Below are 17,498 nucleotides of genomic sequence, written 5' to 3'. Positions count from 1 at the left end.
ATTTTCTAGTTCTATGACAGAAATTTACTTTTTTTTTGTTTAAAGAATATTTCAAATTTCTAATCATCACTCCATTTTTTTATTAAAGTAAAATCAAGATTTTTTTTCGAAAAATTTTTTAATTTCTAAATAAAAATCTTATTTTTTTCAAGCGACTAGAGTTTAAATTAATGAAAAACCACAATATGGAAGTGATGATGAATAATATAAAAACTGATTGAATCCCTTGAATCTCTAAAAACCATCCTCCAAGGATTCCTCCGACTGCAGATCCTCCACATTGAAATATGGAATATATGCCAATCGCTGTACCTTTATATTCGAAACAATATTCTTTATTTATTAAAGTTGATATTAAATTTTCCATAATACCAAAAACAATGAAGAAAATTTGTAGGCTAATCAATAATAAGAAAAAGTTTTTAACGAAATTAATGAACATTATTTCAGAAATGATGAAAATGGCTATACAACTTGAAAAAATTTGTTTTGTTTCCTTTTTCTTTTCTAAAACCATAGAAATTGGTAGAGTAATTACGAAAGAGATGAAAAGAATTACTAAATACAACTTCCAGTTTTGATCGATAAGAAACGAATCTTTATTTAATAATATCGATGGTAAAACTGTGAAATTAGACATTAATAAGATATATAAGAAACATATTCCAAAATTCAATTTCATCAATCGATGATTTTTAATAACTTTTTTTATGCTAGACATTGAAAAATAATTCTCTGATTTGGATTGCATAGAGGATTTTTCTGGAATTAAAAGAATAGCAATTAAAATGGAAACTATAGAAAAAATACTAGAAATGAAAAAAATACCTCTCATTCCTATAAAATAAGTGATTATTGGATTGATAATGATTGTTAATAAAAAAATAAAAATGAAATTTACTCCAATCATTATCATTATTTTTATTCGATTTTTTTCGTCGATTAAATCAGACATCGTTGTCATCATAGAAGAAGAAATTGTCCCAGATCCTTGGAATGCCCTTCCAATAATTAAACCCCATATTGATTTAGAAAAAGCTGATACAATGCTTCCAGAAACAAATGCAAATAATCCAAAAATGATCAATTTTTTTTTTCCAAACCGATCCAACATTGATCCAATAAAAATTTGAAAAATTGCTTGAGTTAAACCATATATTCCAATAGCCAAACCTAGTAGAAAATCGGTAGATCCTTTCAAATTTCTTCCATAACTTACTATTGCTGGGAGAGTCATAAACATACTAAATGCCCGGAGCGCAAAAACTGAACCCAAGCTAAAGAAAATTTTTAATTCTTTTTTAGACATACTTTTTATAAACTTTCTTATAATCTTATAATGATATTTTAGGTAAATAGGTACATATTTTAAATAATTATTAAACGATAAATTCAATCATATGTTTTATCAATAATGTCGTAGTAAATCTTTGCTCTAGTTTAGGTTTTTATCTATTGCAAACATACAATTGAATAAATTAATTGAAATTATAGAAATCATAAAACTTTTTTTAGACCATTTCTTTAAACTAACAGATGAATCAATTACACCTTGTAATACTGTTAGTAACCAAATTAAATTAACAAATATGGTTATGTTTAGGTATCTTATTCCAACATATCCATTAAAAAATGGAATTATACTTAATATGGAAAACACCATAACGTATGAGAATATATGTATTTTAGTTTTAAATAATCCTATCTTATTAGGTAAAATTGGAATTTTAGCCCTCAAATAATCTTTTAAAAATAATAAAGAAATGGAGTAAAAATGTGGAATTTGCCAAAGAAATAAGGTGATGTATATGATAATTGATCGAACATCTATTCGATTAGATATGGAACAATAAGCGATCATTGAAGGGGTTGACCCAGATAAACTCCCTAAATATATACTGTAGAAAGTTTTTTTTTTCAGTACAGTATACAAAACATAAGTTGAAAAACCAAAAATTGAAATTGATAAAGAAAGCAAGTTAGATGATTTATATAAAATTAATAGTCCAATTATTAAAAAAGAAAAAGACAAGATTAAAAAGAAAATATTATTTTTCGAACTATCTTTCGTTAAAATTCTATTTTTCGTTCTAATCATGATTTTGTCTACTTTTCTATCCATGAAGTTATTTAAGATAAAACAAGAAGAAATAATTAAAAAGATACTCAATATTACGTAAAAACCTCGAAAAAAATTAAAAGAATATTCCTCTGCTATCAAAAGCCCACAAACAGAAGAAATCAGATTTCCAAGTACAATTTTTGGTTTAATTATCTCGAAATAACGTCTCATGTTGATTGGACATATTTGTTCTTAAATGATGCATAATCCATAAAGATCCTGAAGATAATATAAAAGAAATTATAATAAAAAACATTAAAAATGATATCTTATATATTTTTTCTTTAAAGAGTTTTAAGTTCAAAAAAACTAAAAAATGAATTGAAATTCTAGCAATGGAAGAAATGAAAATTATCATGACGATTAATGGTTTTGTAAAATTTTGCGAGAACTTTACCGTAAGAAAAGGTGTCGTTGTTATAAGTAAATAAAAAAAAGAATAAATTAATGTCTTTTTCAATTCTATTTCTCCAAGAAATATTTTTAAGAAAATTGCTTAAATGACTTTTATCAAGAGATGAACAACGCTTACTATAAGTATCCACATGATATCTAAAAAATGCCAAAAATCACTTAGACATTTTAATGATACTAAACTATTTTTATCTAGTCCTTTAAAAAGGATCTTTCCTTCCATTACAATAATCCATATCAGTCCGAAAAAAACATGTAAACTGTGAGCTCCTATTACAGAAAAGAAAGCAGAAAATATAGAACTATTTTTCGGAAAAAATTGACATTGAAATAATTTAGAAATCTCATAAGTTTCTACAAAGAAAAATGTTACACCGATAATTAACGAGAAAAATAAAATCTTTATAAAAAATTCCTTTTTCCTATTCAATTGAAAAGAAGTTTCAGAAAAATAGAACATTAAGCTATTAGTTGATAATAAAATAGTCTCTAAAAATACTATTTTTAAATTTATTTGATCTCTTAAAATTGAAAATCTCACATCTTCTTTTAAAAAAACAGAATATACTAAGATTAAAGAGACAAAGAAAAGCATATCGCTCATTAAATATATCCAAAACCCAAGCAATGTTTTATTATTCTTTCTTAATGTATCTTCGTTATCAAAAAGCATCAGTCCTCCTAATGTCATACACATTCTTTACATTTTTAAGAGGTTCTTCTATTCTTTGAACATCTTTGGAATCAATATAAACCATCTTTTCTTTTGTCAAAAAAGAATGAATGGAAAAAACTAAAATAAGACTCATTCCAAATATCGCCATCCACCATATATACCATACCATTGAAAACCCAAAAATAAGACAAGAAAATCCGATCAATATTCCAGAAAAAGATCTATTTGGAAGACATATAGAACGATAACCTTTGGATCTTCTTTTTTTCATCTCTTGCATTCTTTTTCTTGATTTTTTTATTTCCCACCAATCATCACGACTCTTTACTTTCGGAAGAAAAGCAAAGTTATAAACTGGAGCAGGAGAACGAATTGACCATTCTAATGTTCTTCCATTCCAAGGATCTCCAGTAACATCCATATTTTTGTTTAAACAACTGTATATCACTTGAATTATTTGACATAAAATTCCAATCGCTATAATAATGGTTCCGAAACATGCTACGGATAATAAAAGATGATATCTAGGATTTATATGTTGACTCAATCTTCTAGTCATCCCATCCAGTCCTAAAAAATATAGTGGAACAAAAGCTAATAAAAATCCTATTATCCATAAAGAAAAAGATAAAATTCCAATTTTTTCATTTAGTAAAAATCCAAAAACTTTCGGAAACCAATATGTAATACCAGAAAAACATCCAAATACCACTCCTCCTATAATCACATTATGGAAATGAGCAACTAAAAATAAACTATTGTGTAAAAAAAAGTTTGCTGATGGAATAGATAAAAGAACTCCAGCAGCACCTCCTACTGTGAATGTTATTATGAATCCCAACGTCCATAACATAGGACTTCGAAAAGATATATTTCCCTTAAACATGGTAAATAACCAATTAAACATCTTCACTCCAGTTGGAATCGCAATAATCATTGTTGCAATTCCAAAAATTGAATTAACTTTTGCACCAGATCCCATTGTAAAGAAATGATGTAACCAAACCATAAAAGACATTACAGTAATTGCAACGGTGGCTAAAACTAAGGATTGATATCCAAATATACTTTTTCTGCAAAAGGTAGAAGTAACTTCTGAAAAAATTCCAAACGCAGGCAATATCAATATATATACTTCAGGATGCCCCCAAGCCCATATTAAATTTATGTATAACATCATATTTCCTCCTCCATCGTTAGTAAAAAAATGTGCTCCTAAATATCTATCCATAGATAACAATGCGATTGTAGAGGTTAATATGGGAAAAGAAGCGACAATTAATATGTTCGAACAAAGAACAGTCCATGTAAAAACTGGAATTTTCATCATAGACATTCCTTCCGCTCTCATCTTTAAAATTGTAGTAATTAGATTAATTCCATTCAAAGTCGTACTAACTCCAGCTATTTGCAAACTCCATATCCAGTAGTCTACTCCAACATCTGGACTGTAATTTTTTTCAGACAATGGAGGATAGGCTAGCCATCCAGTTTTAGCGAATTCTCCGATAAAAAAAGATAAGTTCATTAAAATTACACTAGATAAAAAAATCCAAAAACTAATAGAATTTAGACGAGGAAACGCAACATCTCTAGATCCGATTTGCAAAGGAACAATAATATTCATTAATCCAATGACTAAAGGCATAGCCATAAAAAATATCATTATCACTCCATGAGCTGTAAAAATTTGATTATAATGATCTGATGAAAGGAATCCGTTCCCTCCCAAAAAATTGGTTGAAGCTATAGTTTGTTGTGTTCTCATTAATATTGCATCTGTAAATCCACGAAATAACATTACTATAGAAACAATAATATACATAACTCCAATTTTTTTATGATCTAAGCTTGTTAACCATTCGCTCCACAACCAATTCCATCTCTTCGTGTAAGTAATTAAAAATAGAACAAAAAAAATAATCAAAGATACAATTGCCATCGTAACCATTATAATTGGTTCATGTGTTGGAATCGATTTTAGAGTGAGCTTGCCAAACATTTACTATTTTCCTCGTATCATTTATAAATTTATATTCAAAATAATTTTATTGCTATCATAGTTTTAAAAATTTACATTTCAAAATTTCATTTTTCCAAATTTGTGATTGAAAGTATTTTAATGTTTGAAAGTAAGATAATCATATAAATTTGGAAAAACGTTGGAAAAATAAGAAATTGGATTATTAACACTTGGGGCGGCAATTTTTTTAAATTCCTCGAAACTTTTTAATTGATTTTTTGAATTCTTCACTTTTTCGATCCATCTAATATAATCAGATTTATTGCACATGATAACTTTGAATTTCATATCTGAAAAACCCGATCCACTGTAACTCGATGAGAATCCATCGGTAACACCTATATTTTTTGAAATCAAGTTAATTCTCGTTTTCATTCCATTCATAGCATAGATTTGGCCACCAAGTGATGGAATAAAAAAGGAATTCATTACTGAATAAGAAGTTAGATGAAATTCAATTGGAACGTTAATTGGGATACATATTTCATTGATCGTTGCTATCTTTTGAAAAGGATATATAAAAAACCATTTCCAATCAGTTGATATGGCTTGAATTATTATTTTTTTTTCGGAACTATTGATTTTCTTATAAGGATCTAATCGATGAGTCGTCTTCCAAGCTAAGATACTTAGTATTAAAACAATGATCATCGGTAAAAACCAACAAAAGAATTCTATTTTTTTAGAAAATGACCAATCTGGAAGATAAACGGATTTTTTGTTGTTTTTTTCCCAATATTTAATAGAAAAAAAGATTGCCATAAATATAACAGGAACAACAATTATACACATAAGTCCGATTGAAGATAGTATTATTACTTTTTGATCTTTACTAATTGTTCCTTGTGGATTCATTAGTGAACTATTACAACCTGATAATAAAGTAGAAACTAAGATTATAGAGAACCAATGTAAAATTTTTTTAAGTTTGAAAATTTTCATATAAGTTTTTCAATAATTTCTTGAATCAATTAGAAAATCTGATATTGAACAATTCATAGTAATAGTTTAATTCTTAATGAACTCAATTTTAGTTAAAAATTTATAAAATGTTTTGTTTATTTTTCAGTCAAATGATAAAAGTTGATCATTACATTCTTTAAATAAATAAATTTTTGTTTTCTATCTCATAAATTTGAAAAAATTTTTTTGAATAATTCTTTAGATATTTCAGATTCACAAAATGTATTTTAACTAAATTTATTTTATTTTATATAGTTATAATGCTTTTTAAAAAGAAAGAGTTTTTAAGAATTATCTTCTGAGAATATGATAAACATATTTCAAATGATATAATTTTTTATGTTAGTATCTAACGAATATACTAATATAGTATGCTAATTTTCGATGTAGAAACTTATTCAATAGAATATCAGTTACGAAAAAGTCAATTTGATTTATGACTGATGAATTTTAAAAATATACGAATTTTCTAAAAAACTGAACACATTAAAAAGTATTTTTCTTTTATCATTTAACAACCAGTTACTGATCAACCTTTTAGCTATATTACTTTAGTATAAAAGAAGAAATTAAGTATATACTGAAAATTTAAACCTCAAAATCCGAATTTATAATTCATCGTCGGAGGTGATTTAATTTTTTCGTCGAAAAAATACTTTCTAAAAAAAATTAAGGATATTTAAAAATGCTAAAAATCAGAAAAATAAATTGTCCTTTAAATTCCTTTTAAAAAATAGAAAAACAAAATTTTTTCGAAAGATAACGAACTAAAATGAAGAATCGGAAAACTTTATAAAATCAATAAAAAATTTAAATAAAATATTTTAAAAAATTTTTAAAAATGAAAAAGTTGATACATTATGTTATCAAAGATTTTTATTAATTTTTAGAAGTTCAGATATGAAGAGAAAAAATTAATCTGCCAGAATTAATCATTCTTTTTAAATTATATTATTTTGTAGAATTCATTCTATCAAATTGATTTCTCATCTTTTCTGAAAGAAATTTATTAACTATCAAAAACTTTTCAAAAGTTTTTGCACAATTACAAAATTTTTTAGATAATTCATTGGAACATGGACATGTCAATAATACCTACTGTAATAGAAAAAACTGTTTTTGGAGAGAGATCCTATGATATATACTCTCGTCTTCTAAAGGAAAGAATTATCTTCTTAACTGGTTATATTGAAGATAATATGGCAAACTTAATAATCTCTCAATTACTTTTTTTAGAATCAGAAAATCAAACGAAAGAAATTTATCTCTATATTAATTCTCCAGGAGGAATAATTACATCAGGAATTTCTATTTATGACACAATACAGTTTATTATGCCGAAAGTCAGTACAATATGTATTGGTCAAGCTTGTTCCATGGGCGCATTTCTATTAGCTTCTGGTGCTAAAGGAAAAAGATATTGTCTGCCGAATTCAAGAATCATGATTCATCAACCAATGGGTAGTTTTCGAGGACAAGCAACGGATATAGAAATTCATACGAAAGAGATAATAAAACTTAAATCTAAAATGAACGAACTCATGGCAAAACATACTGGAAAACAAGTCGAACAAATAGAAAAAGATACAGAAAGAGATTATTTTCTTTCTTCAGAAGAAGCGGTTGACTATGGGTTAGTAGATAGAGTCTATCTTAATAGAAGATCTATTTAGTTGGCAAAATACTTGTGTTTGTTTTGGAGATTAATTTAAACTATTTTTATTTTTAAACAAAAAAGTATTAGTGATTCTTATATGAAAGACGAATGTCAAATTGACTCTAAAAATTTGCTTTTTTGCTCTTTTTGCGGAAAAAGTCAAAATGAAGTTTTAAAATTGATTTCTGGAAATTCTGCTTATATATGTGATGAATGCGTTGATTTGTTCAAAGAAATCATTCAAAAAACTAGTAAAAAATTTTTTACAAATTTTTCAAAGGATTTCACTAAAAAACCATACGAAATAAAAAAGCACTTAGATGATTATATAGTTGGACAAGATCGTTCTAAAAAAGTCCTTTCTGTATCTATCTATAACCATTGCAAAAGATTAATTAGCAACAATTTTAAAAGAACGAGTAATAATTCGATAGAGATAGAAAAAAATAATATTCTTCTAATTGGTCCTACTGGAAGTGGAAAAACTTTGTTAGCTAAAACCCTATCCAACTACTTAAACATCCCATTTGCTATAGCTGATGCAACTACATTGACAGAAGCAGGATACGTTGGTGAAGATGTAGAGAATACAATACAAAAACTCTTACAGAGATGTAATTACGACGTTGGATTAGCTCAAAATGGAATAATATACATCGATGAAATCGACAAAATTTCCAGAAAATCTGACAATCTTTCAATTACCAGAGATGTTTCCGGAGAAGGTGTTCAGCAAGCTTTATTGAAATTAATAGAAGGAACCATTTCTTCTGTTCCTCCACAAGGAGGAAGAAAACATCCTCAGCAAGAATTTTTACAAATCGATACCTCCAACATTCTTTTTATATGTGGAGGTACTTTTTTTGGATTAGATCAAATTATTTTAAAAAGACTAAATAAAAGTTCTGGAATAGGATTTTGTGCCAAATTGATAGATCATTCTTATTATAACAGAAACACTTCTAAAATTTTATGTCAAGTTGAACCTCAAGATCTTATTAAATTTGGATTGATACCGGAATTTGTTGGAAGACTATCTACTTTTGTCATTCTAGATGAACAAAATGAAACTTCGCTAGTTAAAATTCTAAAGGAGCCGAAAAATTCTTTGATCAAGCAGTATCAAAAGCTTTTTGAAATGGAGAATGTACAGCTTAAATTTGAAGAAGAATCTTTCAAAGAAATTGCAAAAAAAGCAATCCTTAAAAGAACAGGAGCAAGAGGTTTAAAATCCATCTTAGAAGATATTTTACTTGACGTCATGTATAAATTACCTTCTATGAAAAGTGTTAAACAAGTTATCATTAATAAAAAAGTAATATCTGAAAAACTCGAACCTGTAATAATCTATAACAAATAATTTTTTCTAAAAAGGATTTTAAAAATCCTCAAACATTTTTCCAATATTTTAAATTGATTTCAATAAAAAATTATAAAATAATTATCAGATATTAAAAAATTGAAAAGAGAGATCTTTATGAATCTTGAAAGTTCAGAACAAGTTGAAATACCGGTACTCCCACTAAGGGACGTAGTGGTATATCCTCATATGGTTATTCCTTTATTTGTAGGAAGAGAAAGATCAATTCGATGTTTAGAAGCAGCAATGAATGGAAATAAAAAGGTGATATTAGTTGCGCAAAAAAAATCCTCCAAAGAACATCCAAATGTAAACGATATCTTTTCCATAGGGACAATATCTTTTATCTTACAGATGTTAAAGTTGCCAGACGGAACTTTGAAGGTTTTAGTAGAAGGAATTGAAAGAGTTAAGATCATTGATCTTAAAGAAAATGAAAATTACTTCGTTGCTAAAATAAAATACTTAAGTCAATCTGATATTGATGAAAAAGAACAAAAAATCCTTAACAGAACGGTCATCAATCAATTCGAATGTTATGCCAAATTGAATAAAAAAATATCTCCAGAAATACTGATGTCTCTGAGATCTATAGAGAATTCGGATAAATTAGCAGATACCATTGCTTCGCACATGTCTTTAAAAATTTCAGATAAGCAAAGAATCTTAGAAATTTCAAATATTTCAGAGAGAATAGAATATCTGATGGTTATGATGGAATCGGAAATTGATTTTCTTCAAATTGAAAGAAAGATTCGTGAAAGAGTTAAAAAACAAATGGAAAAAAGTCAAAGAGAATACTATTTGAACGAACAAATCAAGGCGATTCAAAAAGAATTGGGGGAAATGGAAAACGCTCCTGACGAATTTGAGACTTTTAGAAAAAAAATTGAATCATTGAAGATGCCAAAAGAAGTTAGAAAAAAAGCTGAATCAGAGTTGCAAAAACTTAAAATGATGTCTCCAATATCTGCAGAAGCTACTGTTTTAAGGAGTTATATCGATTGGATCATCAATGTTCCTTGGAAAAAAAGAAGTAGAATTAAAAAAGATATCAATCGAGCAAAGGAAATATTAGACCAAGATCATGATGGATTAAAAAAAGTTAAAGAGTACATATTAGAATATCTAGCAGTACAAATTAGAACCAATAAGATCAAAGGCCCTATTTTGTGTTTAGTTGGCCCACCAGGTGTTGGAAAAACGTCTTTAGGAAAATCTATTGCAAAGGCTACAGGGAGAAAATATGTGAGAATGTCTCTTGGAGGAATTCGTGACGAAGCGGAAATTAGAGGACATCGAAGGACATACATTGGGTCCATGCCAGGGAAAATCATACAAAAAATAACAAAAATTGGAGTTAAAAATCCTTTGTTTCTTTTTGATGAAATAGATAAAATCTCTTATGAAGTTCGAGGAGATCCAGCTTCAGCTTTATTAGAAGTGTTGGATCCAGAACAAAACTTCGCATTTAACGATCATTATTTAGAGATAGATTATGATTTATCTGAAGTGATGTTTATTGCGACCGCTAATACAACTCGAATTTCACCAGCTTTGTTGGATAGGATGGAAATTATTAGAATTTCTGGATATACAGAAGAAGAAAAGAAAAAAATTGCTAAAAATCATTTGTTTCCAAAACAATTCAAAAGAAATTCCTTGAAGAAAGACGAGTTGATAATTCAAGAAAATGCATTCGAAGAAATCATACGTTATTATACCAGAGAAGCAGGGGTTAGAAACCTTGAGAGGGAAATTTCGAAGATATGTAGAAAAGTAGTAAAAGCCATAATCAGTAATCCTTCTATTCATAAAATTGTCATCAATAAAGATAATTTAAAAGAGTATTTAGGACGTCGAAAATTAGATTATGGAAAAGCCGAAAATAAAAACAGAATAGGTCAAGTGACAGGACTTGCATGGATGGAATCTGGGGGAGACTTGTTAATTATCGAAGCAGTTTGTGTTATTGGAAGAGGAAAATTAACTTGTACAGGATCTTTAGGAGAAGTTATGCAAGAATCCATTCAAACATCGATGATGTTCATTCGATCAAAGTCAAACTATCTAGGAATTGAATCTAATTTCTACAAAAATCAAGATATACATATTCATGTTCCAGACGGGGCTACTCCAAAGGATGGACCAAGTGCAGGAATAGCAATATGTACAGCTTTAGTATCTTATCTAACAAAAAATCCAGCTCGATCTGACATAGCCATGACTGGAGAAATCACTTTAAGGGGTTTTATTCTTCCAATAGGTGGTCTAAAAGAAAAACTTTTAGCCGCACAGAGAGGAGGAATAAAAACCGTGATCATTCCAAATAAAAATCGTCATGAGTTACAAGAATTACCGAAAAATATAACTAATTCTTTAAAAATTCATGCAGTGAAGAGTATGAAAGAAGTTTTTTCCATTGCTTTTCAAAATCCATTGAAATACAAAAAAATCTTAACAAGATTTTAAAAACCCAGACAGACTGTTCTTCAAATCATTTCTATTACTCTATATTTTTCATCCTTTGAAAAATCTGTTTCTTTCAACTTTACATCCATGAAAATGTAAATTAGTTTTCTAACTGAATCCTATGAAAAAAGCAATATCTTTGATGATTATTCTATCGATTTTTATGACAGGTGTCGGAAGTTACTTCTTAGGAAACGAGAATTCAAAAAAATACATTATAAAAATTAATGGAGAACAAATTCATCAAGATCAATTTGATCAAGCTTTTCAAAAGGAAAAATATTTTTTTCTAAAAAACATGCATCAAGAATTCCTTTGGAAAGATCATGATCAAGATCTAGAGAATTTCATTCGTGTTCAAGTCTTAAATAAATTAATCCAAGAAACTTTATTGAGTCAATATTCAATGAAGTTGGGAATAAAAGTCAGTGAAGACAAAATTAAGGAAGAAATTAGAAATTTATCAATTTTTCAAGAAAATGGAAAATTCGACAAAAGAAAATATAAAAGCTTCTTATTGAGAAACCAAATCAGTGGTAAAACGTTATCTCAAGAAATCAAGAAAAATTTTTTGACCAAAAAAGTTATGCAATCATATTTTCTCGATGAGTTTCTATTACCTTCAGAATCTCTTGAATATGCAAAATTCATGTTTCAAAAAAGAAAGATACAAACTTTGACTTTACCTATTTTACAGTATCAAAAATTACAAAATGTTTCAGAAGAAGAGATGGAAGCTTATTATCAAAATTATCCGGATCAATTTCTATCTTCTAGGAAGGCTAGGATTAGCTATATTAAATTAGATATTGAAAGTCAATACGAAAATCTTAATTTGAAAGAAGAAGAATTTGAGTTTTATAAAAAAAATAAAAAATTTTTTACTAACCCTCCAAAAAATTATTATAGCATGATTCAATTAGATAGCATAAAAGATGCAGAATTAATGATTGAAAAGTTAAGTCAGGGATTTTCTTTCGAAGAATTGGCAAAAAAGTTTTCCACAGACCCTTTCAGTGCTAAAAAAAATGGTTCTATTGGATGGATAGAGAAAGAATTTTTACCGCAAGTAATCGTTTCTGCTAATTTAAAGAAGATAGGTCAAATATCGAAAATAATTGAATTTGAAGGAAAATATCTAATATTTCGATTGGATCGTTCCATTAATAAATCCTATAAAACATTCTTAGAATCTAAGTCGGAAATACACGATATTCTATTAAAAAGCAAGTCTTCAGAAAAATTTTACAAAATTAGAGAATTTATCCTGGAGGAGATTAAAGAAAATAGTTCTGATCTGTTATTAAAAACTCAAAAAAAATTTCAGATGAAAATATACAGGACAGATTGGTTTGAAAATGAAAATTTACCGAATTCAATTGATTTTCAAGAAGTAAAAAAGTTTATTTTTTCTCAAAACATCAATCAAGACTTCACTCAAAAGAACCAAAATAAAAAAAATATCGGTATCGTTGAAATAAATAAGAATCTTCTTTTCATAATTCGAATAGAAGATTATTGTTCGGAATTCGTTCAACCTATTCATTTAGTTAAAGAAAAAATTTTTAAATTAATTAGCTTTCGAAAAGCATACGAAAAAGTTGAAAAAGATGGAAAATTCATTTTAGATCAGTTGAGAAATAATCAAAATGTAAATAAAAAAACTTTTTTTTCTGAAATAGGAAAGATTAGTTTTCAAAATGAAAAAACCATCTCTCGTAGAGAGATCGATCGTTCTTCATTTCTTCATCAAGCTTTTAACATGTCTATTTCAAATCGAGAAAATCCAAGTTATTGCATGATCAGAGATGGAAATCAAAACTTAATAATCATCAAACTTACAGATATTATTCGTGAATATCCTAGTACAAAAGAAATAGAGTTGGCCTCTTCAGAAGTTCTTAGAAATTTCAACTTTATAGTTTTAGAATCTCTTTTTTTTAATTTATTCAGTCATGCAAAAATCGATCAAAAAAAGATGGACTTTTAGATTCGAAATGAACAATCATATAGATATTGAACGCATACTATTTTTATAAAACTTTTATAAGGTTATTCGACAAATTTTTCATTTTCAATTCATTGTCGGATTCGTAAAATAATATCTATAAAAATTTTTGTTTGTTAGATCAAATATGAAGAAATTAATTGAAAAGATTATTTATATATCGAGATGGTTGCTATTTCCTGTATATATGGGATTATCCTTTGGGTTTATTTTGCTAACTCTAAAATTTTTTCAAAAGGTTCTTTGTACTATTCCAGAACTTTTTATGATCGATGAATCTGGTTTGATACTCACAGTTCTTTCTTTAGTCGATATTGCTTTAGTAGGAGGATTATTAGTAATGGTTATGTTTTCCAGTTATGAGAACTTCATTTTAAAGATGACTGTAGATGACAAACACCAAAAACTAAGTTGGATGGGAAAAATGGACGTTAATTCCATTAAGAATAAAGTGGCCTCTTCCATTGTAGCAATTTCTTCAGTACATTTACTTCGATTATTTATGGAAGCAGAAAAAGTATCGGATAATAAAATAATGTGGAGTGTTATTGTTCATTTAACTTTTGTTTTGTCAGCTTTCGGAATGTCCTATATTGATCGAATGGGAAAAAAGTGAATTTTGAGCGATTGAATTTAAAAAAAATTTTTAATTTTTGAGATTATTTTCATCGACTTATTTTCCGATACAAAAGTTAGAAAAAATATCGTTTAACATGTTTTGGGGATAGTATCTCCTTCCGTCAAATATCTGATCTAAGTATTCATTAGTCAGTTTGATTTCTTCTGCTAAGATTTCTATCGAATAGTTAGAAACGTTCTCTATCTTTTTTAGATGTTTTAAAGATTTTTTCAAAAGTAGCCTATATCGATGTTTAGATAAGAATTTATTTTCGATATGATTTCTATTTTGTAAGATCTTCTTAAGATGTGTTTTTAGCATCTCTAATCCATCTTTTGTTTTAGAAGACAAAAAAATTACCGTACATCCTTCTATTACTTTAATTCCAGAGGATAAATTATCAATATCTATTTTATTTTTAATAATAGTGAAAGACTTAGAAGAAGAAAAATTTTTTTTAAGAATTGATAAGATATTATTTTTTTCTGAGAAAAAATTTTTGCATATTACATCTTCTGTTACATACAAAACATGTTCTGATTCTTTTAATTCTTTTAAGGCTTTTTTTATTCCAATTCTTTCTATCTCATTTTTGGATCTTCTTATTCCTGCCGTGTCAGAAATTTGAACAGAAACTCCATGAATATGTATATTTTCTTTGATAATATCTCTTGTAGTTCCTCGAATCGAAGTAACAATGGAAGCCTCTTTTTCTGATAAAATATTCATCAAACTAGATTTCCCTGAATTTGGCTTTCCGACAATGGAAATCTTAATGAATTCAGAAACATTAGAATTATAGATTAAACCATCAATTAAATTTTCTAATTTTAGAATAACATCTTGTATCTTACAACTTAAATTATCTTTGGAAAAAGAAAGGTTTTCTTCTGGAAAATTAATTTTTATTTCGACCAAGGATTGAATTTCTTCAACCATTTTTTTTATAGAAAATAGATTCTTAGAAAATTTAGAATTTTTTTCGACATATTTAACAGAATTTCTAGCGGCCTCTCTGGTATTAGCGTGAATTAGTTCACAAATGGATTCTGCTTGAATCAAATCAATTTTATTATTTAAAAAAGCACGTTTGGTGAATTCTCCTGGATATGCTACCCTAATTCTAGGAAATTTTAAAATATTTTCCATTAAAATATCTATGATAATTTGTCCGCCATGAGCGTGAAGTTCTAGAACATTCTCTCCAGTAAAGGAATTTGGTTTTATGAAATATATCGCAATCCCATGATCTATTACTTGATCGAATTCTCCATAAAACGGTAAATAAGTAGCGTATCTTGGTTGTAATTTTCTTTTCAATATTTTTTGACATACTTGATCGATCTCTGTTCCAGAGATCCTTAATATCCCAATTCCACCGATTCCTGGTGGAGTGGACTGAGCAACAATTGTGTCTTGTAGATCATCTATTATCATATGATTTTTTCTCAAAGAATCTTCAATTAGATCAGAAAGAAACGAGACAAAACTTTAGAAAAGTCAATTAAAAAAAATCAATTCTTATCGAATTTTCTTAATCCTTTTTTCTTTAAAAAACGGTAAATAGCTTTTTGTTGAATAATCGTTACCAAATTACTTATGATGTAATACAAAACTAATCCTGAAGGAAACCATAAAAAAAATATCGTAAAGAATATTGGAATGTAATTAATTATTTTTTCTCTGGACAGTTCAGAAGTATTAGTATTAGGAGACATCTTTTGAATGAAATACATTGTGCATCCCATCAATAATGGGAGAAAATAATATGGATCTTTGGAAGATAAATCTTGTATCCAATATATAAAAGGAGCTTGTCTTAATTCTACCGATCCTATTAACATATAATACAGAGCAAGAAATATTGGCATTTGTATTATTAACGGTAAACAGCCCCCTAATGGATTAACTTTTTCTTTTCTATATAGTTCTACAACTTCTTGGCTCATTTTGTTCTTATCTTCTCCTATTCTATTTTTAATTTCTTCCAATTTAGGTTGTAATAATCTAATTTTTGCCATGGAGATGTATTGGGCTTTAGTTAACGGATACATTAGTCCTCTAACAATAAAAGTGATGATAACGATAGAAAAGCCCCAATTTCCGACAAAACGATAAATGAATTGTAATAATTGAAATAAAGGCTGAGAAATGAACCAAAGCCATCCATAATCTACAGTTAGATCCAAATAGTTAGCTACTTTTGACATTTCAGTTTGTAATTCTGGACCAATCCATAATTTCGAAATATACTGAAATCTTTCATTGCTTTTTATTAGAATCTTTGGAGTTCTATAACCAATAATTGCAGATTTTCCTTGAAAATTGATCGAATATACGGAATTTATATATTGATCATTTAATATCCATGCACTCGCAAAATATTGTTGTAGCATTGCAATCCATCCACTTTTTGTATGAATTTCTAATTTTTTTTTCATGAGATCTTTAAATGTACATTTTTTGTACTTTGTTTGATCAGATGAATACGCTGCTCCTCTGTAAGAACGGACGGAAAAATTACGATTTTCTAATCTATTATCGTAAGATTCTTCTACATTTTGCTTGAGTTGACCAAATATGGATATTTCAATATTTTCTGCACTGTTATTTGTGATTCGATATTCTACTTCAATATCGTACTGATCTCTCTTGAACACATAAATTTTTTCATATATTACATTATTTTTACTAACAAAAATTAATGGAACCTTGATGTATTCTTTTTCATTATCGATTATAAAATAATCTCTTCTGGAAGAATAGGTAGGTCGAATGCCATTGTTGTAACTAATATTATCTGGACCATTTTTTCCGATAAATCCACTTTGAACTTGATATACAAAATCTTCTTTTGTGTCTATTATTCTGAAAGGTTCGTCAGAATTCAGTTTCTTCTTATATTGAATTAAATCAACTCTATGTATATCTCCTCCTTTCTTATCAAGAAGTATCTCAAAAACATTTGTTTTAACTTTTATAAAAGAATTATATTCTCCTTTTTGAATTTGATATTTTGAGCTTCTATCTAAAGGAATATCATTTGACTCTGCGTTAATTAAAGTCTTTTCTTGAACTTTGTCATTTTTCCATATTTGCCAAATTAAAGAAGAGAAGAATAACAATGCAATGAAAAGTAAGTTCTTTTGAAGATACATGAGAATTTTTTTGCTGTTAAGATCAG

13 protein-coding genes are annotated in these 17,498 nt (G+C 27.6%); 5 read left to right on the top strand and 8 right to left on the bottom strand.

Going from position 1 to position 17,498, the window contains the following annotated elements:
- Window positions 1–118 precede the first annotated feature (118 nt).
- The 6 genes from AOE55_RS00800 to cyoA form a co-directional block, all read right to left on the bottom strand.
- Window positions 119–1,309, bottom strand: a complete 1,191-nt coding sequence (locus AOE55_RS00800; RefSeq protein ID WP_049821631.1) for an MFS transporter — start codon at window positions 1,307–1,309, stop codon at window positions 119–121.
- 126 nt (window positions 1,310–1,435) lie between these two features.
- The gene (locus tag AOE55_RS00795; protein ID WP_013087716.1) at window positions 1,436–2,293 is read right to left on the bottom strand and encodes a protoheme IX farnesyltransferase; all 858 of its coding nucleotides are present in this window, start codon (window positions 2,291–2,293) and stop codon (window positions 1,436–1,438) included.
- Window positions 2,268–2,480 carry a cytochrome C oxidase subunit IV family protein gene (locus tag AOE55_RS00790; protein ID WP_013087738.1) on the bottom strand — a complete coding sequence of 71 codons (213 nt, stop codon included), beginning with the start codon at window positions 2,478–2,480 and terminating at the stop codon, window positions 2,268–2,270. Before AOE55_RS00790 ends, AOE55_RS00795 begins: the two co-directional genes overlap by 26 nt.
- A 138-nt stretch (window positions 2,481–2,618) precedes the next feature.
- Complete coding sequence (locus AOE55_RS00785; protein ID WP_049821630.1) at window positions 2,619–3,227, bottom strand: cytochrome c oxidase subunit 3; 609 nt, start codon at window positions 3,225–3,227, stop codon at window positions 2,619–2,621.
- Window positions 3,199–5,214: a cytochrome o ubiquinol oxidase subunit I gene (gene cyoB / locus AOE55_RS00780; RefSeq protein WP_013087918.1), complete on the bottom strand. Its 2,016-nt coding sequence runs from the start codon at window positions 5,212–5,214 to the stop codon at window positions 3,199–3,201. The genes AOE55_RS00785 and cyoB overlap by 29 nt, the downstream gene beginning before the upstream one ends.
- 117 nt (window positions 5,215–5,331) lie before the next feature.
- Window positions 5,332–6,177, bottom strand: coding sequence for a ubiquinol oxidase subunit II (gene cyoA / locus AOE55_RS00775; protein ID WP_080611649.1), 846 nt, complete (start codon window positions 6,175–6,177; stop codon window positions 5,332–5,334).
- A 1,097-nt stretch (window positions 6,178–7,274) separates the two neighbouring features.
- Here cyoA and clpP point away from each other — a divergent pair.
- The 5 genes from clpP (at window position 7,275) to AOE55_RS00750 (ending at window position 14,311) form a co-directional block, all read left to right on the top strand.
- Window positions 7,275–7,871, top strand: coding sequence for an ATP-dependent Clp endopeptidase proteolytic subunit ClpP (gene clpP, locus AOE55_RS00770; protein WP_041855169.1), 597 nt, complete (start codon window positions 7,275–7,277; stop codon window positions 7,869–7,871).
- Between the two features lie 81 nt (window positions 7,872–7,952).
- On the top strand, window positions 7,953–9,215 hold the full coding sequence (gene clpX / locus AOE55_RS00765) for an ATP-dependent Clp protease ATP-binding subunit ClpX (protein ID WP_013087643.1): 1,263 nt from the start codon (window positions 7,953–7,955) through the stop codon (window positions 9,213–9,215).
- Window positions 9,216–9,332: 117 nt separating this feature from the next.
- A complete protein-coding gene (gene lon, locus AOE55_RS00760) occupies window positions 9,333–11,687 on the top strand; it encodes an endopeptidase La (RefSeq protein ID WP_013087856.1) in 2,355 nt (784 codons plus the stop codon).
- Between the two features lie 121 nt (window positions 11,688–11,808).
- Window positions 11,809–13,677, top strand: a complete 1,869-nt coding sequence (locus AOE55_RS00755) for a SurA N-terminal domain-containing protein (protein WP_080611647.1) — start codon at window positions 11,809–11,811, stop codon at window positions 13,675–13,677.
- Between the two features lie 145 nt (window positions 13,678–13,822).
- Window positions 13,823–14,311, top strand: coding sequence for a TIGR00645 family protein (locus AOE55_RS00750; protein WP_013087441.1), 489 nt, complete (start codon window positions 13,823–13,825; stop codon window positions 14,309–14,311).
- 57 nt (window positions 14,312–14,368) lie between these two features.
- On the opposite strand, the gene mnmE is transcribed toward AOE55_RS00750, so the two are convergent.
- Window positions 14,369–15,751: a tRNA uridine-5-carboxymethylaminomethyl(34) synthesis GTPase MnmE gene (gene mnmE, locus AOE55_RS00745; RefSeq protein ID WP_041855168.1), complete on the bottom strand. Its 1,383-nt coding sequence runs from the start codon at window positions 15,749–15,751 to the stop codon at window positions 14,369–14,371.
- A gap of 77 nt (window positions 15,752–15,828) precedes the next feature.
- On the bottom strand, window positions 15,829–17,472 hold the full coding sequence (gene yidC, locus AOE55_RS00740) for a membrane protein insertase YidC (protein ID WP_013087852.1): 1,644 nt from the start codon (window positions 17,470–17,472) through the stop codon (window positions 15,829–15,831).
- Window positions 17,473–17,498: the final 26 nt, after the last annotated feature.

Source organism: Candidatus Riesia pediculicola (genome assembly GCF_002073915.1).
In the GTDB taxonomy this organism is placed as follows: domain Bacteria; phylum Pseudomonadota; class Gammaproteobacteria; order Enterobacterales; family Enterobacteriaceae; genus Riesia; species Riesia pediculicola.
This window is presented reverse-complemented; position numbering and strand designations above follow the sequence as displayed.

Bases quoted from the DNA above. Each gene is read 5' to 3' on its own strand.
- mnmE (WP_041855168.1), bottom strand. From the start codon at position 15,751: ATGATAATAGATGATCTACAAGACACAATTGTTGCTCAGTCCACTCCA.
- clpP (WP_041855169.1), top strand. From the start codon at position 7,275: ATGGACATGTCAATAATACCTACTGTAATAGAAAAAACTGTTTTTGGA.
- clpX (WP_013087643.1), top strand. From the start codon at position 7,953: ATGAAAGACGAATGTCAAATTGACTCTAAAAATTTGCTTTTTTGCTCT.
- AOE55_RS00750 (WP_013087441.1), top strand. From the start codon at position 13,823: ATGAAGAAATTAATTGAAAAGATTATTTATATATCGAGATGGTTGCTA.
- cyoB (WP_013087918.1), bottom strand. From the start codon at position 5,214: ATGTTTGGCAAGCTCACTCTAAAATCGATTCCAACACATGAACCAATT.
- AOE55_RS00785 (WP_049821630.1), bottom strand. From the start codon at position 3,227: ATGACATTAGGAGGACTGATGCTTTTTGATAACGAAGATACATTAAGA.
- AOE55_RS00790 (WP_013087738.1), bottom strand. From the start codon at position 2,480: ATGATAATTTTCATTTCTTCCATTGCTAGAATTTCAATTCATTTTTTA.
- AOE55_RS00795 (WP_013087716.1), bottom strand. From the start codon at position 2,293: ATGAGACGTTATTTCGAGATAATTAAACCAAAAATTGTACTTGGAAAT.
- lon (WP_013087856.1), top strand. From the start codon at position 9,333: ATGAATCTTGAAAGTTCAGAACAAGTTGAAATACCGGTACTCCCACTA.
- cyoA (WP_080611649.1), bottom strand. From the start codon at position 6,177: ATGAAAATTTTCAAACTTAAAAAAATTTTACATTGGTTCTCTATAATC.
- AOE55_RS00755 (WP_080611647.1), top strand. From the start codon at position 11,809: ATGAAAAAAGCAATATCTTTGATGATTATTCTATCGATTTTTATGACA.
- yidC (WP_013087852.1), bottom strand. From the start codon at position 17,472: ATGTATCTTCAAAAGAACTTACTTTTCATTGCATTGTTATTCTTCTCT.
- AOE55_RS00800 (WP_049821631.1), bottom strand. From the start codon at position 1,309: ATGTCTAAAAAAGAATTAAAAATTTTCTTTAGCTTGGGTTCAGTTTTT.